The sequence below is a fragment of the Bradyrhizobium guangzhouense genome, assembly GCF_004114955.1.
GTDB classification, from domain to species: domain Bacteria; phylum Pseudomonadota; class Alphaproteobacteria; order Rhizobiales; family Xanthobacteraceae; genus Bradyrhizobium; species Bradyrhizobium guangzhouense.
In genome coordinates, this window is the sequence record NZ_CP030053.1 from 6,407,392 (window position 1) to 6,433,273 (window position 25,882).

Annotated in this window: 26 protein-coding genes; 8 read left to right on the forward strand and 18 right to left on the reverse strand. The window is 63.7% G+C overall.

Annotated elements, in window-relative coordinates; translation table 11 throughout:
• Positions 1–12 precede the first annotated feature (12 nt).
• Positions 13–924: a LysR family transcriptional regulator gene (locus XH91_RS30550; RefSeq protein ID WP_128954042.1), complete on the reverse strand. Its 912-nt coding sequence runs from the start codon at positions 922–924 to the stop codon at positions 13–15.
• A gap of 139 nt (positions 925–1,063) precedes the next feature.
• On the opposite strand from XH91_RS30550, the gene XH91_RS30555 reads away from it, so the two are divergent.
• The 3 genes from XH91_RS30555 (at position 1,064) to XH91_RS30565 (ending at position 4,444) form a co-directional block, all read left to right on the forward strand.
• Positions 1,064–2,215 (forward strand): HlyD family secretion protein, encoded by a 1,152-nt coding sequence (locus tag XH91_RS30555; protein ID WP_128954043.1) that lies wholly within the window; start codon positions 1,064–1,066, stop codon positions 2,213–2,215.
• 119 nt (positions 2,216–2,334) lie between these two features.
• Complete coding sequence (locus XH91_RS30560) at positions 2,335–3,954, forward strand: MDR family MFS transporter (protein ID WP_128954044.1); 1,620 nt, start codon at positions 2,335–2,337, stop codon at positions 3,952–3,954.
• 28 nt (positions 3,955–3,982) lie between these two features.
• On the forward strand, positions 3,983–4,444 hold the full coding sequence (locus XH91_RS30565) for a carboxymuconolactone decarboxylase family protein (RefSeq protein ID WP_128954045.1): 462 nt from the start codon (positions 3,983–3,985) through the stop codon (positions 4,442–4,444).
• Between the two features lie 162 nt (positions 4,445–4,606).
• On the opposite strand, the gene XH91_RS30575 is transcribed toward XH91_RS30565, so the two are convergent.
• From XH91_RS30575 to XH91_RS30600, 6 genes are all read right to left on the reverse strand, one after another.
• Positions 4,607–5,467 carry a D-amino-acid transaminase gene (locus tag XH91_RS30575; RefSeq protein WP_164933671.1) on the reverse strand — a complete coding sequence of 287 codons (861 nt, stop codon included), beginning with the start codon at positions 5,465–5,467 and terminating at the stop codon, positions 4,607–4,609.
• Positions 5,468–5,586: 119 nt separating this feature from the next.
• Positions 5,587–6,318 (reverse strand): amino acid ABC transporter ATP-binding protein, encoded by a 732-nt coding sequence (locus XH91_RS30580; RefSeq protein ID WP_128954047.1) that lies wholly within the window; start codon positions 6,316–6,318, stop codon positions 5,587–5,589.
• Between the two features lie 191 nt (positions 6,319–6,509).
• Positions 6,510–7,202 (reverse strand): amino acid ABC transporter permease, encoded by a 693-nt coding sequence (locus tag XH91_RS30585; protein ID WP_128954048.1) that lies wholly within the window; start codon positions 7,200–7,202, stop codon positions 6,510–6,512.
• Between the two features lie 3 nt (positions 7,203–7,205).
• Positions 7,206–7,937 carry an amino acid ABC transporter permease gene (locus tag XH91_RS30590; protein WP_128954049.1) on the reverse strand — a complete coding sequence of 244 codons (732 nt, stop codon included), beginning with the start codon at positions 7,935–7,937 and terminating at the stop codon, positions 7,206–7,208.
• 130 nt (positions 7,938–8,067) lie between these two features.
• Positions 8,068–8,979: an amino acid ABC transporter substrate-binding protein gene (locus XH91_RS30595; protein ID WP_128954050.1), complete on the reverse strand. Its 912-nt coding sequence runs from the start codon at positions 8,977–8,979 to the stop codon at positions 8,068–8,070.
• A 112-nt stretch (positions 8,980–9,091) separates the two neighbouring features.
• Positions 9,092–10,477, reverse strand: a complete 1,386-nt coding sequence (locus tag XH91_RS30600) for a M20 family metallopeptidase (protein ID WP_128954051.1) — start codon at positions 10,475–10,477, stop codon at positions 9,092–9,094.
• 278 nt (positions 10,478–10,755) lie between these two features.
• On the opposite strand from XH91_RS30600, the gene XH91_RS30605 reads away from it, so the two are divergent.
• Positions 10,756–12,135, forward strand: a complete 1,380-nt coding sequence (locus XH91_RS30605; RefSeq protein WP_128954052.1) for an LLM class flavin-dependent oxidoreductase — start codon at positions 10,756–10,758, stop codon at positions 12,133–12,135.
• Between the two features lie 141 nt (positions 12,136–12,276).
• Here the strand turns inward: XH91_RS30605 and XH91_RS30610 are convergent, their stop codons facing one another.
• Positions 12,277–13,938 carry a thiamine pyrophosphate-binding protein gene (locus XH91_RS30610; protein ID WP_128954053.1) on the reverse strand — a complete coding sequence of 554 codons (1,662 nt, stop codon included), beginning with the start codon at positions 13,936–13,938 and terminating at the stop codon, positions 12,277–12,279.
• Between the two features lie 143 nt (positions 13,939–14,081).
• On the opposite strand from XH91_RS30610, the gene XH91_RS30615 reads away from it, so the two are divergent.
• Entirely contained in the window at positions 14,082–14,510 is a 429-nt protein-coding gene (locus XH91_RS30615) for a TfoX/Sxy family protein (RefSeq protein ID WP_164933672.1), read from the forward strand.
• On the opposite strand, the gene XH91_RS30620 is transcribed toward XH91_RS30615, so the two are convergent.
• From XH91_RS30620 to XH91_RS30630, 3 genes are all read right to left on the reverse strand, one after another.
• A complete protein-coding gene (locus XH91_RS30620; RefSeq protein WP_128954054.1) occupies positions 14,464–14,970 on the reverse strand; it encodes a GFA family protein in 507 nt (168 codons plus the stop codon). The genes XH91_RS30615 and XH91_RS30620 overlap by 47 nt on opposite strands.
• Before the next feature lie 155 nt (positions 14,971–15,125).
• On the reverse strand, positions 15,126–16,253 hold the full coding sequence (locus XH91_RS30625; protein ID WP_128954055.1) for an alkene reductase: 1,128 nt from the start codon (positions 16,251–16,253) through the stop codon (positions 15,126–15,128).
• A gap of 104 nt (positions 16,254–16,357) precedes the next feature.
• Complete coding sequence (locus tag XH91_RS30630) at positions 16,358–17,854, reverse strand: aldehyde dehydrogenase family protein (protein ID WP_128954056.1); 1,497 nt, start codon at positions 17,852–17,854, stop codon at positions 16,358–16,360.
• 188 nt (positions 17,855–18,042) lie between these two features.
• Between XH91_RS30630 and XH91_RS30635 the strand changes: the two genes are divergently transcribed.
• Positions 18,043–18,888, forward strand: coding sequence for an SDR family NAD(P)-dependent oxidoreductase (locus XH91_RS30635; protein WP_128954057.1), 846 nt, complete (start codon positions 18,043–18,045; stop codon positions 18,886–18,888).
• 157 nt (positions 18,889–19,045) lie between these two features.
• Here XH91_RS30635 and XH91_RS30640 read toward each other — a convergent pair whose 3' ends face one another.
• From XH91_RS30640 to XH91_RS30665, 6 genes are all read right to left on the reverse strand, one after another.
• Positions 19,046–19,252, reverse strand: a complete 207-nt coding sequence (locus XH91_RS30640; RefSeq protein ID WP_027562959.1) for a hypothetical protein — start codon at positions 19,250–19,252, stop codon at positions 19,046–19,048.
• A 71-nt stretch (positions 19,253–19,323) separates the two neighbouring features.
• Entirely contained in the window at positions 19,324–19,737 is a 414-nt protein-coding gene (locus XH91_RS30645) for a Rieske (2Fe-2S) protein (protein ID WP_164933673.1), read from the reverse strand.
• Between the two features lie 7 nt (positions 19,738–19,744).
• Entirely contained in the window at positions 19,745–20,857 is a 1,113-nt protein-coding gene (locus tag XH91_RS30650; RefSeq protein ID WP_164933674.1) for an amidohydrolase family protein, read from the reverse strand.
• A gap of 103 nt (positions 20,858–20,960) precedes the next feature.
• A complete protein-coding gene (locus XH91_RS30655; protein ID WP_128954060.1) occupies positions 20,961–22,025 on the reverse strand; it encodes an amidohydrolase family protein in 1,065 nt (354 codons plus the stop codon).
• A 269-nt stretch (positions 22,026–22,294) separates the two neighbouring features.
• Positions 22,295–22,570 (reverse strand): YiaA/YiaB family inner membrane protein, encoded by a 276-nt coding sequence (locus XH91_RS30660; protein WP_128954061.1) that lies wholly within the window; start codon positions 22,568–22,570, stop codon positions 22,295–22,297.
• 43 nt (positions 22,571–22,613) lie between these two features.
• Positions 22,614–23,309: a PspA/IM30 family protein gene (locus XH91_RS30665; protein ID WP_128954062.1), complete on the reverse strand. Its 696-nt coding sequence runs from the start codon at positions 23,307–23,309 to the stop codon at positions 22,614–22,616.
• A gap of 101 nt (positions 23,310–23,410) precedes the next feature.
• Here XH91_RS30665 and XH91_RS30670 point away from each other — a divergent pair, with 101 nt between their 5' ends.
• A complete protein-coding gene (locus XH91_RS30670; RefSeq protein WP_128954063.1) occupies positions 23,411–24,019 on the forward strand; it encodes a TetR/AcrR family transcriptional regulator in 609 nt (202 codons plus the stop codon).
• Positions 24,020–24,152: 133 nt separating this feature from the next.
• On the forward strand, positions 24,153–25,607 hold the full coding sequence (gene hydA / locus XH91_RS30675; protein WP_128954064.1) for a dihydropyrimidinase: 1,455 nt from the start codon (positions 24,153–24,155) through the stop codon (positions 25,605–25,607).
• 77 nt (positions 25,608–25,684) lie between these two features.
• On the opposite strand, the gene XH91_RS39105 is transcribed toward hydA, so the two are convergent.
• The gene (locus XH91_RS39105; RefSeq protein WP_007597071.1) at positions 25,685–25,825 is read right to left on the reverse strand and encodes a hypothetical protein; all 141 of its coding nucleotides are present in this window, start codon (positions 25,823–25,825) and stop codon (positions 25,685–25,687) included.
• Positions 25,826–25,882: the final 57 nt, after the last annotated feature.

The window sequence follows — 25,882 nt, forward strand, 5'->3', positions numbered from 1 at the left end:
AACGGCCGGGCTTCACGAATACGGATTGATCAGCTTCTGCTGCTCGGCGCTGTGATGCACCAGCATGTCGATGAAGGTGCGCACCTTCGCCGACAGATGGTGACGATGCGGATAGACCGCGTTCATCGACATCTCGACCGGACGATATTCCGGCAAGAGGCGCACGAGCCGCCCCGCATCCAGATCGTCGCTCACCAAAAATCCCGCGAGCAGGCCGATGCCGGCGCCCTCGATCACCATCCGCCGCAGCGCCTCGCCGCTGTTGGTGACGAGGCTGCCCGAGATGCGCACGGAAGCCGGCGCGCCCTTGCGGTCGAAGAAGCGCCATTCGTCGCCGAAGGGATAGTTGAGGTGGCGGCCGCAATTGTGCTCGGTGAGCTCGGCGAGCTGCTGCACCTTTCCATGCCTTTCGAGATAGTCGTGCGAGCAGCACAGCACATGGCGCCAGGTGGCGAGGCTGCGGACGATCAGGCTGGAATCCGGCGGCGGCGTCATGCGCAGAGCAACGTCGTAGCCCTCCTCGATCAGATCGACATTGGCTTCGCCCATGCGTAAGTCGACCTTCACCTCCGGATAGGTCGACAGCAGCTTTGCCACGACGCCCGCCACGAACGGCACCATGTGGGTGGCGGAATGAATCCGCAGCGTGCCCCGCGGCACCGACTGCAAGGCGCCGGCAATGTCGTCGGCCTGCTCGATGTCGGAGAGGATCTGGACGCAGCGGTCGTAATAGGCCTTGCCGATCTCGGTGACGCTGACCTTGCGGGTGGTGCGGTTGAGCAGCCGTGCACCGAGCCGCTCCTCCAGCGCCTGGATGTGATTGCTCACCATGGTCGTGGACATCTCGAGCTTGCGGGCCGCGGCGGAGAACCCGCCGGTGTCAACGACCCGGACGAAAGCGGTCAGGCTGGTCAGCCGGTCCATGAGCGCCTCGGATTATGCAGCATGGGTGGACAATCATTTTGCTTTTTGGCGGATTATCACAAGCGCCGGGACAGCGCATCTTCCACGCAGACAACAGCGCCCCTTCGGAACGGGACGTCTGCCAAAGCCGGAGGATGTCATGTCGAACGCGACTTATATCACTGAAACCACTGACAAAATCAGCTTGAAGCCGTCCCGGCAGGCGATCAAGCGGGCCGCCCTCGCGCTGGCGCTGGTCCTCGGCATCGCTGCTGCCGGCGACTTTGGCTATAATTACCTGACCACGGGCCGCTACCTGGAATCCACCGATGACGCCTATGTGAAGGCGGATTCCACCATCATCGCCCCGAAGGTCTCGGGCTACATCGCGAAGGTGCTGGTCGGCGACAACGAAAAGGTCAGGGCCGGCCAGGTGCTGGCCAGGATCGACGACCGCGATTTCAAGGCCGCGCTCGGCCAGGCCCGCGCGGACGTCGCCGCCGCGGAAGCGTCGGTGCGCAACCTCGATGCCCAGCTCGAGCTGCAACAGCCTATTATAGCGCAGAGCACCGCTGACGTCTCCGCCGCCGATGCCAATCTGAAATTTGCGCAGGAAGAACGCGCCCGCTACGACGACCTCATGAAGTCGGGTTCCGGCACGATCCAGCGCGCGCAGCAGACCGATGCGGCGCTGCGCGCCAGCGACGCGCAATTGCAGCACGCCAAATCTGGCCTTCTGGCCGCGCAGCGCAAGGTCGACGTGCTCACCACGCAGCGGGCGCAGGCTTCTGCGCAGCTCGACCGCGCCCGCGCGGTCGCCGACCAGGCCGAGCTGAACCTGTCCTATACCGAGATCACGGCGCCGGTTGACGGCACGGTCGGCGCCCGATCCTTGCGGGTCGGCCAGTACGTGCAGGCCGGCACGCAATTGATGGCCGTGGTTCCACTCGACGCCGTCTATGTGGTCGCGAATTTCAAGGAGACCCAGCTCACGCATGTGCGCGCGGGGCAACCGGTCGAACTGATCGTCGACAGTTTTCGCAATCGCACGCTGCACGGCCATGTCGACAGCCTTTCGCCGGCCAGCGGGCTTGAATTCGCGCTGTTGCCTCCCGACAATGCGACTGGCAATTTCACCAAGATCGTGCAGCGCGTGCCGGTGAAGATCATGCTCGACGATCATAGCCTCACGGGTCTGCTGCGGCCCGGCATGTCGGCGGTGCCGACGGTCGACACCAAGGCGGCGGTGGTGGCCGAGCGCGAGAGCATCAAGCGCGTCGCCGACAACGCACCGCATCCGAACGGAGGCTGATGTCGCGGAGGATCGCGGCGGGATTATCAACTCCCGCCTGATGATCCTTCCCAGATTCCCCCGATTATCGAAACGAACCGTCCAATGCATCCTGTCTCCACATTAGAGACGAGGCTTCCATGAGCACGCTCCAACCAACCCTCAACGCCGCTTCCGCTGCCGACATCCCCGCGCCACAAGCTGCTCCCGCCACGCCGGCGGTTTCTGCAAAAACCTGGATCGCCGTGATCGGTGCGACGCTCGGCGCGTTCATGGCGGTGTTGAACATCCAGATCGTCAACGCCTCGCTCGCCGACATCCAGGGCGCAATCGGCGCCGGCATCGATGACGGCGGCTGGATCTCGACCTCTTATCTGATCGCCGAGATCGTGGTGATCCCGCTGTCGGGCTGGCTCGCCCAGGTATTCTCGATCCGGATCTATCTGCTCACCAATGCGATCCTGTTCCTGGCTCTGTCCGCGGCCTGCGCGCTGGCGCAAGATCTGCCGCAGATGATCGTGCTGCGCGCCGTGCAGGGATTTACCGGCGGCGTGCTGATCCCGATGGCGTTCACGCTGATCATCACGCTGCTGCCGCGTGCAAAGCAGCCGGTCGGCCTTGCGCTGTTCGCCTTGTCGGCGACGTTTGCGCCGGCGATCGGCCCGACCATCGGCGGCTACCTCACCGAGAATTTGGGCTGGCAGTACATCTTCTACGTCAACCTCGCGCCCGGTGCGATCATGGTCGGCATGCTCTGGTACGCGCTCGACGCCAAGCCGATGAAGCTGTCGCTGCTCGCAGACGGCGATTGGGCCGGCATCATCACCATGGCGATCGGCCTCTCCGCGCTCCAGACCGTGCTGGAGGAAGGCAACAAGGACGACTGGTTCGGCTCGCCCTTCATCGTCAAGCTCAGCGTGATCGCGGCCGTGGCGCTCACCGCGTTCCTGATCATCGAGCTGACCGTGAAGAAGCCGCTGTTGAACCTGCGCCTGCTGGTCCGCCGCAATTTCGGGTTCGGAATGCTCGCGAACTTTCTGCTCGGCGTCGCGTTGTATGGTTCGGTATTCATCCTGCCGCAATATCTGTCGCGGATTCAGGGCTACAATTCCGAGCAGATCGGCATGGTGCTGGCCTGGACCGGACTGCCGCAGCTGGTGCTGATCCCGCTGGTGCCGCGCCTGATGCAGAAGTTCGACGCGCGGATCATCATCGGCATCGGCTTCATCCTGTTCGCCGTCTCCAACTTCATGAACATCTCTATGACCAACGACTACGCCGCCGCTCAGCTGTTGTGGCCCAACATCGTCCGCGCCATCGGCCAGGCGCTGGTGATGGCGCCGCTCTCGGCGGTGGCGACCGCAGGCATCGAGGCGGAGAATGCCGGTTCGGCTTCCGGCCTTTTCAACATGATGCGCAATCTCGGCGGCGCCGTCGGCATCGCGCTGCTGCAGACCGTGCTGACCAAGCGCGAGCAGTATCACTCCAACGTTTTGACGCAGTCGGTCTCGGTCTTCGAGCAGGCCACCCGCACGCGGCTCGAACAGCTCACGCAATATTTCATCAATCACGGCTTGCTCGACCGTGCCGATGCCGCGCATCGCGCCTATGTCGCGATCGGCCATGTCGTGCAGAAGCAGGCTTACATTTTCGCGTTCAGCGACACCTTCTATCTGCTCGGCATCGCGCTGATCGTCGCCTTCATCGCGTCCCTCTTCCTGACGAAGCCCGGCCATGTCTCGGCCGGGGGAGCCCACTGATCTCTCACCCAGCGAAAGGAGAACCACCATGAAACCCCGCATGAACTTCTACCAGGCCGCCCCCGACACCATGAAGGCGCTGATGGCGCTGGAAGAGCAGATCCAGTCGACGGGTCTGGAAAAATCGCTGATCGAGCTCGTCAAGATCCGGGCTTCGCAGATCAACGGCTGCGCTTTCTGCATCAACATGCACACCGAGGACGCGCGCAAGCGCGGCGAGACCGAGCAGCGCATCTATCTGCTCAACGCCTGGCGCGAATCTCCGCTCTATACCGACCGCGAGCGTGCCGCGCTTGCCTGGACCGAGTCGGTGACGCTGATCTCCGAGACGCGTGCACCCGATAATGTCTATGAAGAGGTCCGCGCGCAGTTCTCCGATGCGGAGACAGTGAACCTGACCGCGCTGATCGGCGCCATCAACGCCTGGAACAGGCTGGCGATCGCGTTCCGCGCGGTGCATCCGGTGAAGGTGAAGGCGTCGGTGGCGTAGGCCACGGCGCCGTGACGGACGCATCCCCGCTTCCACTCATTCAACTGTCATGCCCCGCGAAGGCGGGGCATCCAGTACGCCGCGGCCCATCTGTTCAACCACCGCCGTCTCGGAGTACTGGATCGCCCGGTCAAGCCGGGCGATGACAGTGACGGGTGTGGCTTAGACCGCGGTCGCCTTGGCGAACTCGACATAGATCTCGCGCAGGCGCGTCGCCATCGGCCCGGGCTTGCCGTCGCCGATCGTCTTGCCGTCGACGGCGATCACCGGCTGCACGAACGACGAGGCCGAGGTGATGAAGGCCTCCTTGGCGGCGAGCGCCTCGGCGACCGTGAAGGAACGCTCCTCGACGCGGAGCTGGCGCTCCTCCGCAAGCGCGATCACCGCCTTGCGGGTGCAGCCGGGCAGGATCGCGTTCGAATTCTGTCGGGTGACGATGACGTCGTCCTTGGTCAGGATGAATGCCGTGGACGAGCCGCCCTCGGTGACATAGCCATCCTGCAACATCCAGGCTTCGCCGGCGCCGACTTCGGCCGCGGCCTGCTTCGCCAGCACCTGCGCCAGCAGCGCCACGCTCTTGATGTCGCGCCGTTCCCAGCGGATGTCGGGCACCGTGATGACGTTGATGCCGGTCTTTGCGACCGGAGCGTTGATGATGTCCTTCACCGAAGTGAACATCACCAGGCTCGATTTCACGTCGGCCTTGGGAAACGGGAAGTCGCGGCCCTTGTCGGCGCCGCGCGTGACCTGGAGATAGACGAGGCCGCTCACCAGCTTGTTGCGGGCGATCAACTCCTTCTGGATCTCGGTGAGGCGCTCAACCGTCTCCGGCAATTTCAGCTTGATCTCCCCGACCGAACGCTCCAACCGCGCCAGATGCGAGGCGTTGTCGATCAGCTTGCCGTCGAGCACGGCGGAGACCTCATAGATGCCGTCGGCGAACAGGAAGCCGCGATCGAGCACCGAGATTTTCGCCTCCGCGAGCGGGACGAATGAGCCGTTGACGTAGGCGATCGAATCCAAGGCGGGTCTCCTGGCAGTAAAGGGGATTTGGGGCGCTTATACGCGAAATGGGGGCGCCGATCACCCCTCGTTTCGTCATTCCGGGGCATTCGCAAAGCGCGCCCCGGGATGACGACCAGTTAGTGGGATAGAATCTTCGACAAGAACTTCTGCGCACGGTCGCTGCGCGGCTTGCCGAAGAAATCGTCCTTCGGGGCGTCCTCGACGATCTCGCCGCGGTCCATGAAGATGACGCGGTTGGCGACCTTGCGGGCAAAGCCCATTTCGTGGGTCACCACCATCATGGTCATGCCCTCATGGGCGAGGTCGACCATGACGTCGAGCACCTCGCTGACCATCTCGGGGTCGAGCGCCGAAGTCGGCTCGTCGAACAGCATCACGATCGGATCCATGGCGAGCGCGCGCGCGATGGCGACACGCTGCTGCTGGCCACCGGAAAGCTGTGCCGGAAATTTCTGCGCCTGTTCCTTCAGGCCGACACGCTCCAGCAGCGTCATGCCCTTCGTCACCGCCTTGTCGGACGACCGCCCCAGCACTTTCTGCTGGGCGAGGCAAAGATTGTCGATGATCTTGAGGTGCGGGAAAAGTTCAAAATGCTGGAACACCATGCCGACGCGCGAGCGCAGCTTCGGCAGATTGGTCTTGGGATCGTTGACCTTGGTGCCATCGACGCTGATGTCGCCGCTCTGGAACGGCTCCAGCGCGTTGACGCATTTGATCAGGGTCGACTTGCCCGAGCCCGAGGGGCCGCAGACCACGACGACCTCACCCTTGGTGACGCTTGTGGTGCAGTCGGTCAGCACCTGGAAGGTCGGGCTGTACCATTTGTTGACGTGGCTGATTTCGATCATGTGTCTCTCAAGTCCTGCGGCAGACTCGGTCACCTCTCCCGAGGGGAGAGGTCGGCGCGGAGCGCCGGGTGAGGGGTTCAGGTCTATCGTTGGAGCGAAGCCCCTCACCCGGATCGCCGACGCGATCCGACCTCTCCCTGTGGGAGAGGTGAAGGGGCACCGTTCGTTGGGATGTCAATTCCACATCACACCTAGCGGATGATGGCGATGCGCGCCTGGAGGCGGCGGACGCCGAAGGACGCGATACAGGAAATGGTGAAGTAGACGACGGCGGCAAACAGATACATTTCGACCAGACGGCCGTCGCGTTGCGCGACCTTGCTGGCGGCACCGAGGAAATCCGTGATCGACAGCACGTAGACCAGCGAGGTGTCCTGGAACAGCACGATGGTCTGTGTGATCAGCACAGGCAACATGTTGCGGAACGCCTGCGGCAGCACGACGTAACGCATGGTCTGGGCGTAGGTCAGGCCGAGCGCGCTGGCAGCGGCCGGCTGCCCGCGCGAGATCGACTGGATGCCGGCGCGCATGATCTCGGAGAAGTAAGCGGCCTCGAACATGATGAAGGTGATGAGCGAGGAGGCAAACGCGCCGACGCTGATGGGGCGCGACGCCCCGGTCAGCCACTGTCCGATATAGGGCACCAGGAAGTAGAACCAGAAGATCACCAGCACCAGCGGCAGCGAGCGCATGAAGTCGACATAGACGCCGGCGATGCGCCCGAGCGTCTTGTAGCCGGACAGCCGCATCAGCGCGATCGCGGTGCCGAACACGAGGCCGCCGAGGGCCGCGAGCCCCGTCAGCATCAGCGTGAACGTCATGCCCTCGTAGAACAGATAGGGCAGCGCGCGGCGGATGACGTCGAAATCGAAATTGGCGAGCATCGCTTATTTCCCCGTGATGTAGCCGGGGATCGCGACCCAGCGCTCGAGGAAGCGCATCGCGGTCACGACGACGGCGTTGACGAGGAGATAGAGGACGGTCGCGGCCGTGAAGGCCTCGAACACCTGGAACGAGAATTCCTGCATCGAGCGCGCCTCACCGGTCAGCTCCAGCAGGCCGATCGTGATGGCAACCGCGGTGTTCTTGATGGTGTTGAGGAACTCGGAGGTCAGCGGCGGCAGGATGATGCGGAACGCCATCGGCAGCAGGATGTAGCGATAGCCCTGCACCGTGGTCAGCCCGAGCGCGGTCGCGGCCATCTTCTGCCCGCGCGGCAGCGAGGAGATGCCGGCCTGCAACTGCACCGCCACGCGCGCCGACATGAAGAAGCCGATGCCGATCGACGCGGTCCAGAACGGCGCGTTCGGCAATTGCTTGAGCCACAGGCCGGCCGCCTTCGGCAGCAATTCCGGCAGCACGAAGAACCACAGGAATAGCTGCACCAGCAACGGCATGTTGCGGAAGAATTCGACATAGGCGAAACCGAACCAGTTCGCGCCCTTGGACGGCAGCGTCCGCATCACGCCGACGACCGAGCCGGTGATCAGAGCGATGATCCAGGCCAGCACTCCGGTTTCGAGGGTCAGCACAAGTCCCGACAGCAACAGGTCGAGATAGTTGCCGGTCCCCATCGGGTTCGGCTCGAAAAAGATTCCCCAGTTCCAATGGTAGTTCACGTGTCCCCCGCGCGAACGCGTCAATCAAAATTGGCTCGAAAGAAGGTCTGGGCGCCTATGCAAATGTCCGGCCACTCTGGTGTCAAGAGTGGCCGGACATGATCCCGATCCTGAGATCGAGTTTATATCTTTACTTGTAGTCGTCCGGGATCGGCGAGTCCGAGGGTTTTGCGAACTCGTGCTTCAGCTGATCGGAGATCGGGGTGTTGAGGTTCAGACCCTTCGGCGGGATCTTGGACATGAACCACTTGTCGTAGATCTTCTGGCCTTCGCCCGAGGTGTAGAGCGCAGCGGTTGCTGCATCGACCACCTTCTTGAAGGGGGCGTCGTCCTTGCGCAGCATGATGCCGTAGGGCTCGGGCTTGGAGAACGCATCCTTGGAGATGACATAGTCGGACGGCGTCTTCGCGCCGGCGACGAGGCTCGCGAGCAGGATGTCGTCCATCACGAAAGCGACCGCGCGGTCGGTCTCGACCATCAGGAAGGCTTCGGCGTGATCCTTGGCCGGAATGATGTTGGCGCCGAGCTTCTTCTCGACGTTGGCTTCAGTGAGCTGCTTGATGTTGGTGGTGCCGGCGGTGGAGACCACCGTCTTGCCCTTGAGGTCGTCGATCGACTTCAGGCCGCTCGATTTCTTGAACACATAGCGGCTGGCGGTCAGGAAGTGGGTGTTGGTGAAGGCCACCTGCTTCTGACGCTCGGTATTGTTGGTGGTCGAGCCGCATTCGAGGTCGATGGTGCCGTTGGCCATCAGCGGGATGCGCGTGGCCGAGGTCACCGGGTTGAGCTTGACCTCGAGCTTGTCGAGCTTGAGCTCCTTCTTTACCGCGTCGACGATCTTGTAGCAGATGTCCATCGCGAAGCCGACGGGCTTCTGGTTGTCGTCGAGATAAGAGAACGGAATCGAGGAGTCGCGGAAGCCGAGGGTGATGGCGCCGGTGTCCTTGATGTTCTTCAGCGTGCCGGTGAGTTCCTCGGCCCCAGCCTGGCTCACAGCAAAGGTCGCGACGAGCGCGAGGCCGATGTGACGGAAATGTTTCACTTTTTCTCCCCTTTCAGGATGATGCGGCCGGATGCAAGCACATCTTGGCCCGGATTAGAATGTGACTTTCGGCTGGATGCCCGCCCAGGTTAATGGACTGAGGCAAGCGGCCTCACGTCAAGGGTCTGGGTAATTCACCGAGATCCCAGAACAAGCCGGCCATCACCGTCAAGGCTTCTTCGGTCAATGGCAGCAGGATGTGTTCATTCGGCGCATGCTGGGAGCAGCCGGGATAGGAGTGCGGGACCCAGATCGTCGGCAGGCCCAGGACTTCCGAAAACACGTCGTTCGGCAGCGAGCCGCCGAAATTTGGCAGCACCGCCGGCGCCTTGCCGGTGGTCTCTCGCACCGAATCCGCCGCCCATTTGATCCACGGGCTGTCGAAATCGGTGCGCGAGGCCGCAAAGCTCTGGGCCGCCCGCACCTCGACCATCGGAAAGCCCTTTGCAACCAGATGCGCGCGGACGGCCTCGATCAGGCCATCGACCTTGGTGCCGACGACGAAACGCAGCTGCAACACGGCATTGGCGTGGCCGGGGATGGCATTGGCCGGCTTCTCGATATTGCCCGACGACATCGCCAGAACTTCCAGCGTATTCCAGGCATAGAGCCGCTCGGCCGCGGACAGGCCATCCTCGCCCCAATTCTCCGCAAGCGCGGGCTCGTCCTCGGTCGGGACCACCTGGACGTCGGCAAGGTAGCTGCGGATCTGGTTGGTCAGCCGCGGCGGCTTCAAGGCCTCCAGCTGAAGCCGGCCATGGCCGTCGACCAGCGTCGAGATCGCGTTGGCCAGGATGGTCGCGGGGTTGGCGAGCACGCCGCCCCAATTGCCGGAATGGTGTCCGCCATCGCGCAAGACCACATCGAGATGGATGCGGATGCCACCGCGGCAGCCCAGAAAAAGAGTCGGCCGATCTGCCGACAGCCGCGGCCCGTCGGAGGCCATGAATAGATCGGCCTTGAGCGCATCGCGGTTGAGGTCGCAGACCTTGCCGAGATCAGGCGAGCCGATCTCCTCGCCCATCTCGACGATGAATTTCGCATTGAAGCCGAGCTTGCCGCCACGGGCCTCGCGCACGGCGCGGAGCGCGGCCATGTTGATGCTGTGCTGGCCCTTGTTATCGGCGGTACCGCGGCCATAGAGGCGAATGCCTGATGTCGTCGTACGCCAGGGATCGCGGCCCTCGCGCCATTCGCCCTCCATGCCGTCGACGACGTCGCCATGGCCGTAGATCAGCACGGTCGGCAGCGACGCGCTTTCTTGATGCTCGGCAAACAGGAACGGCGACTTGCCGCTCGGGGATTCCACGATGCGGCTGGTGAAATCGAGCGCGGCAAAGGCCGGCACCATCTCCTGCTCCAGATAGGCGCGCAGCTCGGGGCCGCGCGAGGCATTCTGGCTTTCGGTCTTGTAGGCGACGCGGCGGTCGAGTTCGGCGAGGAACGCGCCGGATTTGAAGTCGTCCCGGGCGCGGGCGATGGCGTCGGCTCTGGTCATCAGTCTCGTCTTCAACGTCCTGGAACGAGGCAGCGTAGCGGAGTACGCGGGCACTCGAAAGTGGCGGGGACTTGCGATTTCGTTCTTGCTCTCTTGAGCCTGGCTTGCCAAGGACGGGCGTGCCGCCGGTTTTGGCCTTGCCGAGCGCAAGCCTTTCTATCCTCGGTCCTTCTATTCTTGGCCCTTGCCAAGGGCCAATTATATGCAAGAACTTCGCCAAGTTGGGGCGCACGTCTATCATTCAAAGAGCGCTCAGTACAGGGCGCCGGGGGACCAGCATGGCCAAAGAGATCAGGCTCAACGCATTTGCGATGAATTGCGTCGCGCATCAATCACCGGGCCTGTGGACCCATCCGCGCGACCGCACCGCCGAATATAACCGCCTGCCCTACTGGATCGATCTCGCCAAAACGCTGGAACGCGGCCGTTTCGACGGGTTGTTCCTGGCCGACGTGCTCGGCGTCTACGATGTCTACGGCAATAGCCCTGACGCAGCCTTGCGCAATGCAGCACAAACGCCGTCGAACGAGCCGCTGCTGCTGCTCTCGGCCATGGCGGCGGTGACCAAAAATCTCGGCTTCGGCGTCACCAGCAATCTCTCCTTCGAGCCGCCCTACCCGTTCGCGCGGCGGATGTCGACGCTCGATCATCTCACCGAGGGGCGGATCGGCTGGAACGTCGTCACCGGCTATCTCGACAGCGCCGCACGCGGCGCCGGCAAGGACAAGCAGACCGGGCACGACGACCGCTACGATATCGCCGACGACTATATGGAAGTGGTCTACAAGCTGTGGGAAGGCAGCTGGGAGGACGACGCCGTGCTGCGCGATCGCAAGCGCGGCATCTTCACCGATCCAAGCAAGGTTCACCGCATCAATCATGACAGCGCGAACTACCGCATCAACAACACCATTCATCTGAGCGAGCCGTCGCCCCAGCGCACGCCCGTGCTGTACCAGGCCGGCACCTCGCCGCGGGGCCGGCAATTCGCGGCCAAGCACGCCGAATGCGTGTTCATGTCGGGCCCCTCGGCCAAGATCATCGCGCCGCGCGTCGCCGCGATCCGCGAGGAAGCCGCCAAGATCGGCCGCAACCCGGCCGAGATCCTGATGTTCAACATGATGACGATCATCCTCGGCAAAACCGAAGCTGAAGCTGCGGCGAAATATGCCGACTACCGCTCGCACATCAATCCGGAAGGCGCGCTCGCCTTGATGTCGGGCTGGACCGGCATCGACTTCTCCGGCTACGAGCTCGATCAGCAGGTCCGTCACGTCCAGAACGATGCCGGCCGCAGCGCGCTCGACAACGTCACCCGCGGCGATCCCGACCGCATCTGGACCGTACGCGACGTCATCGAGCATGTCGGTATCGGCGGCGCCGGACCCGTCGTTGTCGGCACGCCCGAAAGCGTCGCCGACAAGATCGAGGACTGGTTCGAGAAGACCGACGTGGATGGTCTCAACGTCGCGTTTGCGATCTCGCCCGGCGATTTCGAGGATATCAGCGACATGCTGGTGCCGGAGCTGACCAGGCGCGGCCGCTATAAGCCGGAATACGCCAAAGGAACATTGCGGGAAAAACTGTTCGGCGATGGCCGCGCGCGACTGGATGCACCGCATCCGGCGGCGACGTATCGGGTGGGGAAGAAGGGGTAGAAGCCACGTACTCGCTGTCATGCCCCGCGGAGGCGGGGCATCCAGTACGCCGCGGCCTATCGAGGAATCACAGCCGTCTCTGGAATGCTGGATCGCCCGCCTGCGGGCGATGACAGCTGAGAACGTTGAAGCAGCGCGGCCCTACACCTTCCCGTCCACCATCACCTCGATCAGCTTCGTCCCCGGCCGATTGAACGCCGACGCCAGCGTCGCCTTCAACTCCCTGGGATCGCTGATCTTGATCGCTTCGCAGCCCAGCGCCTTCGCGACGCCGGCGAAATCCACCGGCGGATCGACAAAATCCATGCCGACATAATTGTCGTCGCCATGAAACGCGAGCAAGCGCTGCTTGATGATGCGGTAGCCGCCATTGTTGGCGATGACGACGTTGAGCGGCAGCTTGTGATGCGCCGCGGTCCACAGCGACTGGATCGAATACATTGCGCTGCCATCGCCGGAGAAGCACACGACGGGACGATCCGGATTGGCGATGCTGGCGCCGACGGAGGCCGGCAGGCCCCAGCCAATGCCGCCGGAGGCAAGGCCGTGATAGCCATAGCGGTCGCGGTGTGGACGCAAGTTGGTGATCTGGCGGCTGGAGGTGAGGCCTTCGTCGACGAGGATCGCGTGGTCGGGCATGGCCTCGACCATTTGGAGCACCAGATAATCAGGATCGATCGGCGCACGGCCGGCGCTCTTGCCGATCTGCTCGACCAGCGCGGCGCGGCGCGCGGTCCAGTTCTTCGGCGTCAACTCGGCAAGACGCTGCTTCGCGCGGGTCGCGAGCGCCGCGCCGCCCATCTCCTTCAACACAGGGATCAGCGCGCGCAGCGTTTCCTTCAGATCCGCCTTCAGCGCGATCTCGGCGCCGTAGTTCTTGGCAATCTCCCAATCGACCAGGCCGATCTGAATGATGCCGAGTCCGTCAGGCAGCGCATCGACCTCGCTATAGACCGACATGCGCAGGGGATCGCCGCCGAGCGCGATCAGGAGATCGTAGGGCGCGAGCGTATCGCGCGCGACTTTCTGGACGCGGGCCAGCGTGCCGACGAAGCTCGGGCTCTCGGAGAGGAAGTGCGAGCCATAGGGTGTCGAGGATTGATAGGCGGCGGCGCCGAGCAGTTCGGCGAGCTCGGCAGCTTCCTTCAGCGCATCGCTCTTGACCACCTCGTCCATGGTGACGATGACAGGGCGCTCGGCCTTCAGCAGCCGCGCGGCAAATGCTCTGAGCGCCTCGTCCGTCGGCTTCGTGCGGGCATCGATGCGGGTGGAGCGGCCGAGATCGATGCCGGCCTCGCTGTTGAGGATATCGCCGGGCAGTGAGATGAACACCGGCCCAGTCGGCGGCGTCATCGCCACCTTGGCGGCGCGGCGCACGATGCGCGGCAGGTCCTCCAGCCGTGTCACCTCGACCGCCCATTTCACCAGCGGCTCGGCCATGCGCACCAGCGGGCCGTAAAGCACCGGCTCCATCAGGCCGTGGCCCTGCTCCTGCTGGCCCGCGGTCAATATCATCGGCGTGCCGGTGAACTGGGCGTTGTAGAGCGAGCCCATCGCATTGCCGAGGCCAGGCGCCACATGAACGTTGCAGGCGACGAGCTTTCCGGAGGCGCGGCTGTAGCCGTCGGCGATCGCGACCACCAGGCTCTCCTGCATCGCCATCACATAGGTGAGGTCAGGGTGGTCCTTCAGCGCATGCATGATCGGCAGCTCGGTGGTCCCGGGATTGCCGAACAGATGCGTGATGCCCTCGTCCTTGAGCAGCGCGAGAAAGGCGGAACGGCCGGTGATCTTGTTCTTCATGTTTCCTCCAGGAGCGGACGTTGCCGCAAGGACGGAGGACATGATGGCCGAAATTTCGACGTGCGCGCAAGGAAGCACGGTCATGGCTGCCTTGCGCGCGCGGGGAGAAGCTGGAAGGATCGGCCGATTCTGGAGGGACCGTCATGGCCTATGACGAAGGCACCGCAGTTCGGGTTCGCAAATTGCTGGCCGGCCAACGCCACGTCGCGGAAAAGAAGATGATGGGCGGGCTTTGCTTCATGGTGGACAACGTCATGTGCTGCACCATCAGCGGCCGCGGCGGCATGCTGTTTCGCGTCGGACCTGAGGCGCATGCGCGGATGCTGAAGGAGCCGCACACAAGTCCGATGGAAATGCGCGGGCGCATCATGACCGGCTTCGTGCGGGTCTCTGATGAAGGCACGCGAACCGATGCCGGGCTCAAGTCCTGGGTGAAACGCGCGCTCGATTACGTGGCAACGATACCGGCCAAGCCGCCGGCGAAGCGGGCTACACCGCGCAAGGCCGCACCATCGAAGGCGAGGGCTAAAGCGGCTCCTCGCGGCCGAGCTCGAACGGGTCCTCGCCGCTAGCGCGCTTCTTCTTTTTCGAGCGCTGCCAGACCACGCCCGGAAAGCCCTTCAGCGGCACCAGCGGCTCGCCGGTATAGGCCCATTCCTGCAGCTCCTCGATGGCGATGTGATAGAGCGGCTGGCGCCCGGTGCGCTCCTTGAACAGTGCGCGCGGGATGTTGACCATGTGCGGGCCGCGCGGGCGCTCATAGGCGATCGGCGTGCCGCAATGTGCGCAGAAGCTGCGCGCGGTCCTGGTGGCCTTATCCTCGTAGCGGGTGAGCGCGGCCTTGCCGGAGGTGATGCGAAAACGCTTCTTCCAGCTGCCGACATAGGTGGCATAAGCCGCGCCATGGGCGCGACGGCTGGCCGCGGAGTGATCGTGCCACGCCCAGCGCGCCGGCACGTCGATCTCGAAGGTGACCTTGCCGCAGAGGCACTGGCCCGTGGCGGTTCCTCCGGCGACTGCGGCTTTGGCCATGATGCGTCCTCATCGTCATCGCGAGCGACAATACACGATCGTCATTTCCGGGGCGCGACGAAGTCGCGAACCCGGAATCCAACGAACGGCATACCAAGAGGCTGGATGGATTCCGGGCTCGATGCTGCGCATCGCCCCGGAATGACAGGAGGGGATTACGCCGGCGTCAGCTCGTCATACCCAGGATAATCCGTATACCCCTTCTCCTCGCCGCCATAGAACGTCGCGCGGTTATATGGCGTGATCGGATAACCGTGCTCGAGCCGTCGCGGCAGATCGGGGTTGGAGATGAAGATGCGGCCGAAAGCGATGATGTCGGCATGGCCATCGGCAATCGCGGCATTCGCGGTCTCGCCGGTGAAGCCCCCGGCGGTCATCAGCACGCCGCTGTAGTAGGGGCGGAACAGCACCATGGCAGAGGGCACGTTCTCCCAATGGACGTCGGCGCGGCCGGCGCCGCTGGAGCGCGGCTCGATGAAATGCAGATAGGCCAGACCGAGCTTGTCGAGCGCCTTCACCAATTGGGTGTAGAGCGGCATCGGATCGGGCTCCGCTGAATCATTGGCGATGCCGTGCGGCGACAGCCGCACGCCGACACGGTTCGCGCCCCACACATCGATCGCGGCCTGGGTGACTTCAAGCAGCAGTCGCGTGCGGTTCTCGATCGAGCCACCATATTGATCGGTGCGCTGGTTGCTGCGCGACTGGAGGAACTGCTCGAGCAGATAGCCATTGGCGCCGTGGATCTCGACGCCATCGAACCCGGCCGCGAGCGCGTTCTTCGCGCCCTGCCGGAAAGCCTCGACGATGCCCTTGACCTCGTCGGTCTCGAGCGCGCGCGGCGTCTCGTAATCGGCGATCTTGCCGTCGGCGGTCATCGCCTTCATGCCTTCGGCCCTGATCGGGATCGCCGAAGCCGAGACCGGCAGCTCACCGCCATGGAAGGAGGAATGCGAGACGCGGCCGACATGCCAGAGCTGGAGGAAGATGATGCCGCCCTTGGCATGCACGGCATCCGTCACCCTGCGCCAGCCCGCGATCTGCGCGTCCGTATAGATGCCCGGCGTCGCCGGATTGCCGCGCCCGTGCGAGAGCACCGGCGAGGCTTCGGCGATGATCAGGCCGCCTTTCGTCGCGCGCTGGCCATAATACTCGGCGTTGAGCGGCCGCGGCGAAAAGCTTTCGCGCTCGGCCCGCATGCGTGTCAGCGGCGCCATCGCGACGCGATGCGCAAGCTTGTAAGGACCGACCTGCAACGGTTGAAACAACGCTGGATATTTCATACTGGCCCCAGTTGGCTATGAAAGGATGCTGATCATATAGCGAGGGGCGGCCACCGGAAAAGGTGCCGCCCCACCAAAAGCAGTTATTCCCTCGTGCGGAACGCTTACGCCGTCTTGACCCAGACGGCCTTCACATTGAGATATTCCTCGACGTGCTGCTTGCCGGATTCGCGGCCATAGCCGCTCATCTTGTAGCCGCCGAACGGCACGGCTGGGTCCATCGCCTGGTAGCAATTCACCCAGACCGAACCGGCGCGCAGGCGTTTTGCGACCGCATGGGCCTTGGTGACGTCACGCGTCCACAGGCCGGAACCGAGGCCGAAGGTGGTGTTGTTGGCACGCTTGACCAGCTCGTCCATGTCCTTGAACGCAATCGCGGAGATGACGGGACCGAAGATCTCCTCCTGCGCGATCCGCATGTTGTCCTGGACGCCCGCGAACACCGTCGGTGAGACGAAGAAGCCCTTCGACAGCGCGCCCTCGGTGACGCGGCCGCCGCCGGCGAGCGCACGCGCACCTTCCTTCTGGCCGATGTCGAGATAGCCGGTGACGCGCTCGAGCTGCTGCTCGGAGACCAGCGGGCCGATCTGGACGTTGGGATCGAGCCCGTTGCCGACTTGCAGCTTCTTGCCGAACTCGGCGACGCGGCCGACGAACTCTTCGTAGATGGCCTGCTCGACGAACAGGCGCGTGCCGGCGCTGCAGATTTGACCCGAATTGGCGAACACCGCCATCGCGGCGCCCGGCACGGCGGCATCGAGATCGGCATCGGCGAACACGATGTCAGGCGACTTGCCGCCCAGCTCGAGCGAGACGCGCTTGAGGTTGCCGGCCGACGCACGAATGATCGACTGGCCCGTCACATGCGAGCCGGTGAAGGCGACCTTGTCGACATCATGGTGCGAGGCAAGCGCAGCGCCCGCGGTCTCGCCATAGCCGGGCACGACATTGACGACGCCGGGCGGAATGCCGGCTTCCATCGCGAGCTCGGCGATGCGGAGCGACGTCAGCGGCGCCTCTTCGGCGGGCTTGAGGACCACGGTGCAGCCGGTCGCGATCGCAGGACCGATCTTCCAGATCGTCGCGGTGAGCGGACCGTTCCAGGGAATGATAGCGCCGACGACGCCGATCGGCTCCTTCAGCGTGTAGGAGAAGATCTCGCCGGGCAGCGAGTTCTCGATGGTCTCACCGTGGATCGCCGTGGCCTGACCGGCGTAGTAGCGCAGCATGCCGACAGCGCGCAGGCGATAGGCGCGGGTGCGGCTGAGCGGCGCGCCCATGTCGAGCGTGTCGAGCTGCGACAATTCGTCGAAATTCTTCTCGACGAGGTCGGCGAGCTTGAGCAGCAGGTTCTGCCGTTCGAACGGCTTGACCTTGCTCCACGGCCCCTCGAAGGCGCGGCGCGCGGCCGCGACCGCCCGATCGATGTCGTCCTTGTCGCCTTCGGCGACGGTTGCCAGCAATTCGCCGGTGGCGGGATTGTGGGTCTCGAAGCGCTTGCCGGACGCGGCATCGACCCACTTCCCGTCGATCAGCATCTGCTTGTAGGACCCGTTGGCGAACGGATGGCGCGTGATCGGAATAGCCTGCGACACAGCCATGTCTGCACTCCCTAGGTTTTATGATTTTGATGGGCTCGATCTGGCCGGGATCGTTAGGTCGAAGAGGATACAGCGGCGCCGGAAACGCGTAAAGTCGGCGCGGAACGAAGCCCTGCCATGCCGACTTGTGCAGGGTCGGGCGAATGCCATGTTATAGCTCGAGCAAGATCCACGCCTGGAGAACAGCCATGCCGCATCCTGTCATCGCCAAGGGCAATGTTGCCGTGATCACCGGCGGCGCTTCCGGCATCGGTTTCGCCGCGGCCCTGGCGTTCGCACGCGCCGGGATGAAAGTGTGCATCGCCGATGTCGACGAGGCCAGCCTGGCAGAAGCTGCAACAAAACTGTCATCGATCGCAGGCGCAGCGAACGTGATGACATCAGCAACCGACGTCAGCCGGATCGAGAGCGTGACGGAACTTGAACGCGCCGTGGGCGCGCATTTCGGCGGCACCGACCTGTTGATGAACAATGCCGGCATCCAGCCGGGCAGCACGCTGTTCGGCGAGCCGGACCATTGGCAGCACATCATCGGCGTCAACATGTGGGCCATCATCAACGGCACACGCATCTTCGCGCCGAACATGATCGCACGCAGCAAGGCCGGGGTGATCATCAACACCGGTTCCAAGCAAGGCATCACCACCCCGCCCGGCGATCCCGCCTACAATGTCTCCAAGGCCGGCGTGAAGGCGTTTACGGAGGCGCTTCAGCACGAGCTGCGCAACACCAGGGATTGCCACGTCACGGCGCATCTCTTGATCCCCGGCTTCGTGTTCACGAGGCTCACCGCCAAGGGCCGCACCGAAAAGCCCGCCGCCGCCTGGACGCCCGAGCAGACCGTCGAGTTCATGCTGGCGCGGCTTGAGGCCGGCGATTTCTACATCCTCTGCCCCGACAACGATGTGCCGCGCGTGCTCGACGAGAAGCGCATGCTGTGGGCCGCCGGCGACATCGTCGAGAATCGCCCGCCACTGTCGCGCTGGCACCCGGATTACGCAGACGCGTTCAAACGATTTGTGGAAGGGACGTGATCTTCTTCCTTCTTCCCTTGTGGGAGATGGTGGCGCGAAGCGCCGGATGAGGGCTCCGCAAACTTAGGCGAGGGAGGGCTCATGGAGAGAGACCCCTCACCCGTCTCGCCGCTACGCGGCGAGCCACCCTCTCCCACAAGGGGAGAGGGTAAGAATCCTACAGCGTCTCTTGCTTGTGTCCGCAATTCTTGCAGGCGAACTTGACGCGGCTCTGGCCTTTTTCCGCCTGCACCCGGTTCGGCGCGCCGCATTTGCCGCAGACGGCCTCGATGCGGGTGGTGCCCTGCTTCACGACGATGGTCTTCTTTTCCATCGATTCGCGGATCAGGCGCTCGGCCTCTTCACGCAGGGATTGTTTCGACAAAGCTCGTCTCCGCCTCTGAAAGCGCGAGAGCCATATCGTACCTGCGTGCGAATCTCAATCGGCAATGCCGATCAGACCTCGACAATTACATAGGAGTCTTCGACATGGACCGGGAAAGTCTCGGCGACATACGGCCCCTTCTGCAATTCGTCGCCGCGTTCCACAGCAACCGGATATGACCGGATCTTGAACCGTTTCGGGTCGAACCAGGACTGGCCGTTGCGCATGTCGAATTCCCAGCCGTGCCAGGGACAGCGCAGCATCTCGCCGACGCGCGAACGCTCATAGACGCCGGGCTCCGGCGAGGTCAGCCGCGCCACGCAAGCGGCCTTCTCCAGTGGCGCGCCTTCGTGCGGACAGCGGTTCAATAGCGCGAAGAACTCGCCATTGACATGGAACACGACGATATCGCGCCCGGCGACATCGACGACCTTGTTGCCGCCGGGTGGAATCTCCGAAGTCGACGCGACGATGTGACGGGCCATACCAATCTCAGAACTTGTAGACCGCGCGGGCATTGGTGCTGAAGATCTTCTTCCGCTCGGCCTCAGTCAGCGGCGTCTTGAAGGCGAAGCGCGGATCGTCGAAATCCCAGTGCGGGTAGTCCGACGAGAACAGCAACCGGTCGATGCCGACCCATTCGATCAGCGCGCGCAGATGCCGCGCCTCGTCCGGCTCGTCGATCGGCTGGGTCGTGAACCAGAAATGCTCGCGGACATATTCCGAGGGCTTGCGCTTGAGATGCGGGACCTCGCTGCGGAAGCGCTCGAAATGCTGATCCATGCGCCAGACCGCCGAGGGAATCCAGCCGAAACCGCCCTCGATGAAGACGATCTTCAGTTTCGGGAACCGCTCCGGCACGCCTTCGATGACGAGGCTGGCGAGCTGCGCTGCGATCGTGTGGGCGTTGGACTGATGCTCCTCGACATAATAAGACGGCCAGCCGCCGCCGGTCGGCGCATGGCCGCCATAGCCGCCGACATGGATGCCGAGCGGAAGGTCCAGCGCCTGCGCGCGCTCGTAGATCGGCCAGTAGCGTCGGCGCCCGAGCGGCTCGTTGGCGCGCGGCGAGACGTTGATCTGGATGTATTCGCCAGTTTTGGCGCAGCGCTCGATCTCGGTGAGCGCCAGATCCACCCCGTCCTGCCCGACCAGGATCGAGGCTTTCAGGCGAGGATCGCGATGCGACCAGAACGCCAGCTGCCAATCATTGATGGCGCGCTGGATCGCGGCGCCGAACTCCAGATTCTGCTGCGAGAAGATGAAGAGATCGAGCACCTGCAGAATCCCGAACTCGACGTCGAGCGGATCGAGATGCTGCTTCTGCATGAAGGCGAGATCGGAGCCCGGCGGCCCGCCCGTCGGCGGCCAGGCATCGCGCCGCGCGATCAACGGCGACGACCGCGGATAGGGCGTCGTGAAGAGATAGGGCGTGCGCAGATGGCTGCCATATTCCTTCAAATGCTGCCGCCAGCGTTTGGGCAGGAATTCGTTGAGATCATCGTGAGAATGCAGGCTCGGATGCACGTCGCAATCGACGATACGCAGCCTTGATGCAGCGGGCTTCTCATCGTCACGCAGCGGACGGTCGATGACTTCACTCATGCGAACCTCCTTAAGACCTGTTCGGCAGTTCTTCACCTCTCCCCGACGGGGAGAGGTGTGGCACCGACGATTCGGCTCCGAGATGGGACACCCTCAACATGGTTCACGCATCCAGCCTCAGCCGCGGAAACGTCTCCAGCGGATTGTCGACGCACATTTTCTCGATGATGCTCTTGGGCAGGTTCGGCGGGATCGGATCGTCGCCGTCGAACTGCCAATGTGGATAGTCTGACGCGAACAGGAACATCTTTTCGGAGCCGATCTGGTCGATGATCTCCTCGACGCTTTTGGCGTCGCCCGGCGCATCGAAGGGTTGCATGGTGACACGGAAATTCTCCCGGATGATCGATGCGGGCTCGCGCTCGACCCAGGGCACCTCGACGCGCACGCCGCGCCAGGTCTTGTTGGCGCGCCACATGAAGGCCGGCAGCCAGCTCACGCCCGACTCCATCAGCACGACCTTGAGACCAGGATATTTCCCGAACACGCCCTCATAGATCAGGCTCAAGATCTGTGCCTGAAACGCCTGCGCCTCGACGAAATAATATTCGTAACGGTGCGACGGCCAGCCGGCGGAGCTCGGCGCCTGGCGATATTGCGTGCCGGCATGAATTGCGAGCGGCAGCTTGTATTTTTCCGCGAGCTGATAGACCGGCCAGAAATGCCGGCGGCCCAGCAAGGTTTCGCCCTGCGCGAGCACCAAGATGGACACAAAGCGACTGTCGCTCGCACGGCGCTCGATCTCCTCCATCGCCAGATCAGGCGCCTGCATCGGCACCACGATCGAGGCGCGCAGGCGCGGATCGCGCGACAGCCATTCGGCGGCGATCCAGTCGTTGATGGCCCTGCAGAAGTCCGCTGCCATGTAGGAATCGAATACGGCCTGGGCGCCGTAGAGCACGTTCAGGATGGCGTGGCTTGCGCCGAGCTGGTCGAACGCCCCTTTCTGCACCATGGCAAGATCGGACCCCGGCTTGCCGCCATTGGCCAGCCGCCAATCGGCGCGACCCGAAAGCGGCATGCTCGGCGGATAGGAAGTGAGATCGAGGCCGTCGATGGCGCGGCTCACCACCTGCTCTTTCCAGTGATCGCTGAGATAGGGCAGCAGCGTCGTACGCGTGCCACCAACCGCCGGGTGGATATCGCAGTCGATCCGCGTCACCGCCATGGATGCTTCCTCGGGCAATCTCTATTGGCGGCGTTCTCTGCGCCGCCTGTGCAGAGTGCTCCGAGCCAAACCGGCGCGCAAGGGTGTCGGCCGGCGCGATCCGTCATGGCTCGGTTGCATTTCGCAGGCGCGATATGGGATCAGGCGGAAGCGCCTGAATCCGCGATCGGACTCTGCAAAGGATGTTCTTTCGGCCGCTGCTGCAAATGACATGCGCGAAAGCGGCGGATGCTCCAGCATCCGCCGCTTTCGCTTCCGACGTTGTCGGCTCACGCAGCCTTGGAGACCTCCATCAGCAACCGCTCGGCCTTGGCATCCTCGATGCGGTTCACGAGACGGCTGCTTTCGTGGTTGTCACGCACGGTCTTGGTCAAAGTGACACAGGTCTGGATCAGCATCACGATGCCCATGGTGAGATAGCCCTTCATCCAGAGATCGATCGGCAGGAAGAAGACGCCGAGGGCGACCAGGAAGGCGGAGGCTGCGAAGGACGCGTAGGTGAAGGTCACCCAGGCGCCGCTGTGGGGTTGGCCGTTCTGGTTCATGGTCATCTCCTGTAGGTTCTGATGAGGTTGATTGGGTTTGAGCTCAGGCAGTCGTTGGGCGACTGGACTTCAGCCGCGCCAGCACGTCGTCCGCGGTTGTCTTGAGCCGGGGGCCAAAACCCTGTTCGGCGAGCCTCTCGGCGGTGGCGAGCGGGCCTGTGGCCGCATCGAGCTCGACCAGCGCGTCATCGGCGGCCTGCGCCTCGATCTGGCGCTCGCGCAGACGCCGCAGAGTGCTCTCGGCCTCGGGCAGCGTAGATTCATAAGGGCGTGCCGCCTCGATGCCGCTGCGACGAAGCGAGCGCACCGCTTCCGAAGCGCGGGCGACACGGCGGCCGCGATCGAGCTCGGTGATGCGGGCCTGCGCGCTCGCGACATGGCGCTTCAACCTGATAATCTCGGTTGCGAACAGCGCCCTCGCCGTCAGTGCCGCGTCGCGATCAGCCTCGAGGCCCGCGATGGCTTCAGCGGCCTCCTTGGCAAGATCCTCGCGGCCACCATCGAGAGCTGCGACCGCGCGGGTCTCGAGGTCGGCGATCCGCGCGACCGTGGCTTCGAGCTTGCGGCCTTCCTGCTGGTCCTGCGCGATCGCCAGCGCCAGCGTCCGCTTGCTGCGCTCGACGGCCGCGGCCGTATCGCGCATCTGCTGATCGAGGATCAGCAGGGCCGTGCGGTCCTCCAGCTCCTCGCCGGCAGCGGCCACGCTGCCGCGGAAAAGTGTGACGACAGTCTTGAACATTGCTTGCTCCCTGTTATGAGCATTGCTCATAGAAGCTTTGTAGCAGATCTTGAGCATTGCTCAAGAGAAATTTGAGCAATGCTCACACAATTGGTTGATGCATGTCTAAGGCCTTGGAACGTCGAGAGAAGTTGCGGTCCGACCTGATCCTGGCGGCGGAGCGGATGATCGCGACCCGCGGATTGGCGGGCCTGAAAACCCGCGATCTGGCCAGCGAGATCGGCTGCGCCAACGGGGCGGTCTACAATCTCGTTGCCGACATGGACGAGTTGATCCTGCGGGTCGGCTCGCGCACGCTGCATCGACTGGACGAGGCGCTCAGTGCCGCGGAAGGTGCCGGCGAGCCCTCACCGCAGGAGAGGCTGGTCCGCATCGCGATCGCCTATTGCGATTTCGCTGCGGGCAATCTCCAGCTTTGGCGCGCGCTGTTCGAGCACCGTATGGAGGCCGACAAGATCGTGCCCGACTGGTCCATTGACGACCAGATGCAGCTGTTCAGGCATATCTATGTGCCGCTCGCCGCCCTGTTCCCCAAACGCAGTCCGGAGGAACTCGGCATCACCGCGCGCAGCCTGTTCTCTGCGGTGCACGGCATGGTGGCCCTCGGACTCGAGCAGAAGCTGGTCGCTGTGCCGCTGGCGGCGCTGCGCAAGGAGATCGCGGGCCTCGTGCGCGCGATGATCGACGGATTGATCGCGAGGACGGCTTAGCAAGTCGAAGCGCCGCGAGGCCAAGAGCGGAGATCAATGGGCGGCGGTTGACTAAAATTTCGCCTGTCGCATCGTGGCCGGTGTGCTTAGTTTTGCCGCGTTCCGTCCTCTCCCCTCTCCTTTCGGAGTTCCCATGTCCCTCCTCATCCGCGGCGGCACCGTCGTCAATCATGATCATTCGCGCCATGCGGACGTGCTGATCGAGGGTGACCGCATCGTCGCGATCGGCGCATCGATCGCAGCGCCGACGGGCGCGGAGGTCCTCGATGCCGGCGGCGCCTACATCATTCCGGGCGGCATCGACCCCCACACCCATCTCGAAATGCCGTTCATGGGCACCGTTACCGCCGACGATTTCGAGTCAGGCACGAAGGCGGCACTGACCGGCGGCACCACCATGGTGGTGGATTTCTGCCTGCCTGATCCGGGCCAGTCCATGCTCGCGGCCTATCAGGAGTGGCGGCACAAATCCGAGAAGGCGGCTTCCGACTACGGCTTCCACATGGCGGTGACGTCATGGTCGAAGCAGATCTACGACGAGATGGAGACCGTGGTCAAAACCTACGGCATCAACACCTTCAAGCACTTCATGGCCTACAAGGGCGCGCTGATGGTGAATGACGACGAGCTCTACAACTCGTTCGCGCGCTGCGCCCATCTCGGCGCCATGCCGGTCGTGCACGCGGAGAACGGCGACGTCGTTGCGCTGATGCAGGAGGCCCTGATTGCGCGCGGCGTCACCGGCCCGGAAGGCCACGCCTATTCACGGCCGCCGGAAGTCGAGGGCGAAGCCACCAACCGCGCCATCATGATCGCCGACATGACAGGCACGCCTGTTTATATCGTGCACACCAGTTGTCGCGAAGCGCATGAGGCGATCGCGCGCGCGCGGGCCGCGGGCAAGCGCGTCTATGGCGAGCCGCTGATCCAGCATCTCTTGCTCGATGAGGGTGAATATCAGAGCAAGAACTGGGATCACTCCGCGCAACGCGTGATGTCGCCGCCGTTCCGCGACAAGTCGCATCAGGACAGTCTGTGGGCTGGCTTGCAGTCCGGCTCGCTGCAAGTGGTCGCGACCGACCATTGCGCCTTCACCACCGAGCAGAAGCGGTTCGGCCTCGGTGACTTCAGAAAGATCCCGAACGGCACCGGCGGCCTCGAAGATCGCCTGGCGCTGCTATGGACCGCGGGCGTCGCCACGGGGCGTCTGACCAAGGAAGAGTTCGTCGCGGTGACCTCGGCGAACATCGCCCGCATCCTCAACATCTATCCGCGCAAGGGCGCGGTCGCCGTCGGCTCGGATGCCGACATCGTGGTATGGGATCCCAAGGCAAGCAAGACCATCAGCGCGAAGCGGCAGATGAGCCGGATCGACTACAACGTGTTCGAAGGTTTTGCCTGCACCGGCGGCGCCGCTGCGACGCTCTCGCGCGGTCGCATCGTGTGGAAGGATGGCGATCTTCGTGCCGAAGCGGGCGATGGTCACTATGTCGAGCGTCCGGCGTTCTCGCCGGTGCATGTCGCCAACTCCACCTGGAAGGAGCTGACCGCCCCGCGGGCCGTTAGCCGCGGAGCGGTGACGCCGTAGCGCTCTTGCCGCGATCCGTCGAGCGCGCAGCCACGAGCGGACGACGCTTCTGCTGACAGTCAGCAATCTCCGGCAGCCTAGATCGCAAACACCCAGGCGGCGACGATGGTGCCGATGGTGACGAGACCAGCAATGGTCCAGCCGGCGGCGTATTCGAGTTCAGGATGACCGGTCGCGCGCATGATCTCCGCGGGATCGGCGGTATGCTTCTCTGCCATGACAGCCTCGCACGTGTTTGCCCGTGTCATGGATAAGTCGCACGAGCCGCGATTAGG

What these genes read in the sequence shown, in the direction of transcription:
- XH91_RS30550 (WP_128954042.1), bottom strand. Translation starts at nt 924, where the DNA reads ATGGACCGGCTGACCAGCCTGACCGCTTTCGTCCGGGTCGTTGACACC.
- XH91_RS30555 (WP_128954043.1), top strand. Translation starts at nt 1,064, where the DNA reads ATGTCGAACGCGACTTATATCACTGAAACCACTGACAAAATCAGCTTG.
- XH91_RS30560 (WP_128954044.1), top strand. Translation starts at nt 2,335, where the DNA reads ATGAGCACGCTCCAACCAACCCTCAACGCCGCTTCCGCTGCCGACATC.
- XH91_RS30565 (WP_128954045.1), top strand. Translation starts at nt 3,983, where the DNA reads ATGAAACCCCGCATGAACTTCTACCAGGCCGCCCCCGACACCATGAAG.
- XH91_RS30580 (WP_128954047.1), bottom strand. Translation starts at nt 6,318, where the DNA reads ATGATCGAAATCAGCCACGTCAACAAATGGTACAGCCCGACCTTCCAG.
- XH91_RS30585 (WP_128954048.1), bottom strand. Translation starts at nt 7,202, where the DNA reads ATGCTCGCCAATTTCGATTTCGACGTCATCCGCCGCGCGCTGCCCTAT.
- XH91_RS30600 (WP_128954051.1), bottom strand. Translation starts at nt 10,477, where the DNA reads ATGACCAGAGCCGACGCCATCGCCCGCGCCCGGGACGACTTCAAATCC.
- XH91_RS30605 (WP_128954052.1), top strand. Translation starts at nt 10,756, where the DNA reads ATGGCCAAAGAGATCAGGCTCAACGCATTTGCGATGAATTGCGTCGCG.
- XH91_RS30610 (WP_128954053.1), bottom strand. Translation starts at nt 13,938, where the DNA reads ATGAAGAACAAGATCACCGGCCGTTCCGCCTTTCTCGCGCTGCTCAAG.
- XH91_RS30615 (WP_164933672.1), top strand. Translation starts at nt 14,082, where the DNA reads ATGGCCTATGACGAAGGCACCGCAGTTCGGGTTCGCAAATTGCTGGCC.
- XH91_RS30620 (WP_128954054.1), bottom strand. Translation starts at nt 14,970, where the DNA reads ATGGCCAAAGCCGCAGTCGCCGGAGGAACCGCCACGGGCCAGTGCCTC.
- XH91_RS30625 (WP_128954055.1), bottom strand. Translation starts at nt 16,253, where the DNA reads ATGAAATATCCAGCGTTGTTTCAACCGTTGCAGGTCGGTCCTTACAAG.
- XH91_RS30630 (WP_128954056.1), bottom strand. Translation starts at nt 17,854, where the DNA reads ATGGCTGTGTCGCAGGCTATTCCGATCACGCGCCATCCGTTCGCCAAC.
- XH91_RS30635 (WP_128954057.1), top strand. Translation starts at nt 18,043, where the DNA reads ATGCCGCATCCTGTCATCGCCAAGGGCAATGTTGCCGTGATCACCGGC.
- XH91_RS30645 (WP_164933673.1), bottom strand. Translation starts at nt 19,737, where the DNA reads ATGGCCCGTCACATCGTCGCGTCGACTTCGGAGATTCCACCCGGCGGC.
- XH91_RS30650 (WP_164933674.1), bottom strand. Translation starts at nt 20,857, where the DNA reads ATGAGTGAAGTCATCGACCGTCCGCTGCGTGACGATGAGAAGCCCGCT.
- XH91_RS30655 (WP_128954060.1), bottom strand. Translation starts at nt 22,025, where the DNA reads ATGGCGGTGACGCGGATCGACTGCGATATCCACCCGGCGGTTGGTGGC.
- XH91_RS30660 (WP_128954061.1), bottom strand. Translation starts at nt 22,570, where the DNA reads ATGAACCAGAACGGCCAACCCCACAGCGGCGCCTGGGTGACCTTCACC.
- XH91_RS30665 (WP_128954062.1), bottom strand. Translation starts at nt 23,309, where the DNA reads ATGTTCAAGACTGTCGTCACACTTTTCCGCGGCAGCGTGGCCGCTGCC.
- XH91_RS30670 (WP_128954063.1), top strand. Translation starts at nt 23,411, where the DNA reads ATGTCTAAGGCCTTGGAACGTCGAGAGAAGTTGCGGTCCGACCTGATC.
- hydA (WP_128954064.1), top strand. Translation starts at nt 24,153, where the DNA reads ATGTCCCTCCTCATCCGCGGCGGCACCGTCGTCAATCATGATCATTCG.
- XH91_RS39105 (WP_007597071.1), bottom strand. Translation starts at nt 25,825, where the DNA reads ATGGCAGAGAAGCATACCGCCGATCCCGCGGAGATCATGCGCGCGACC.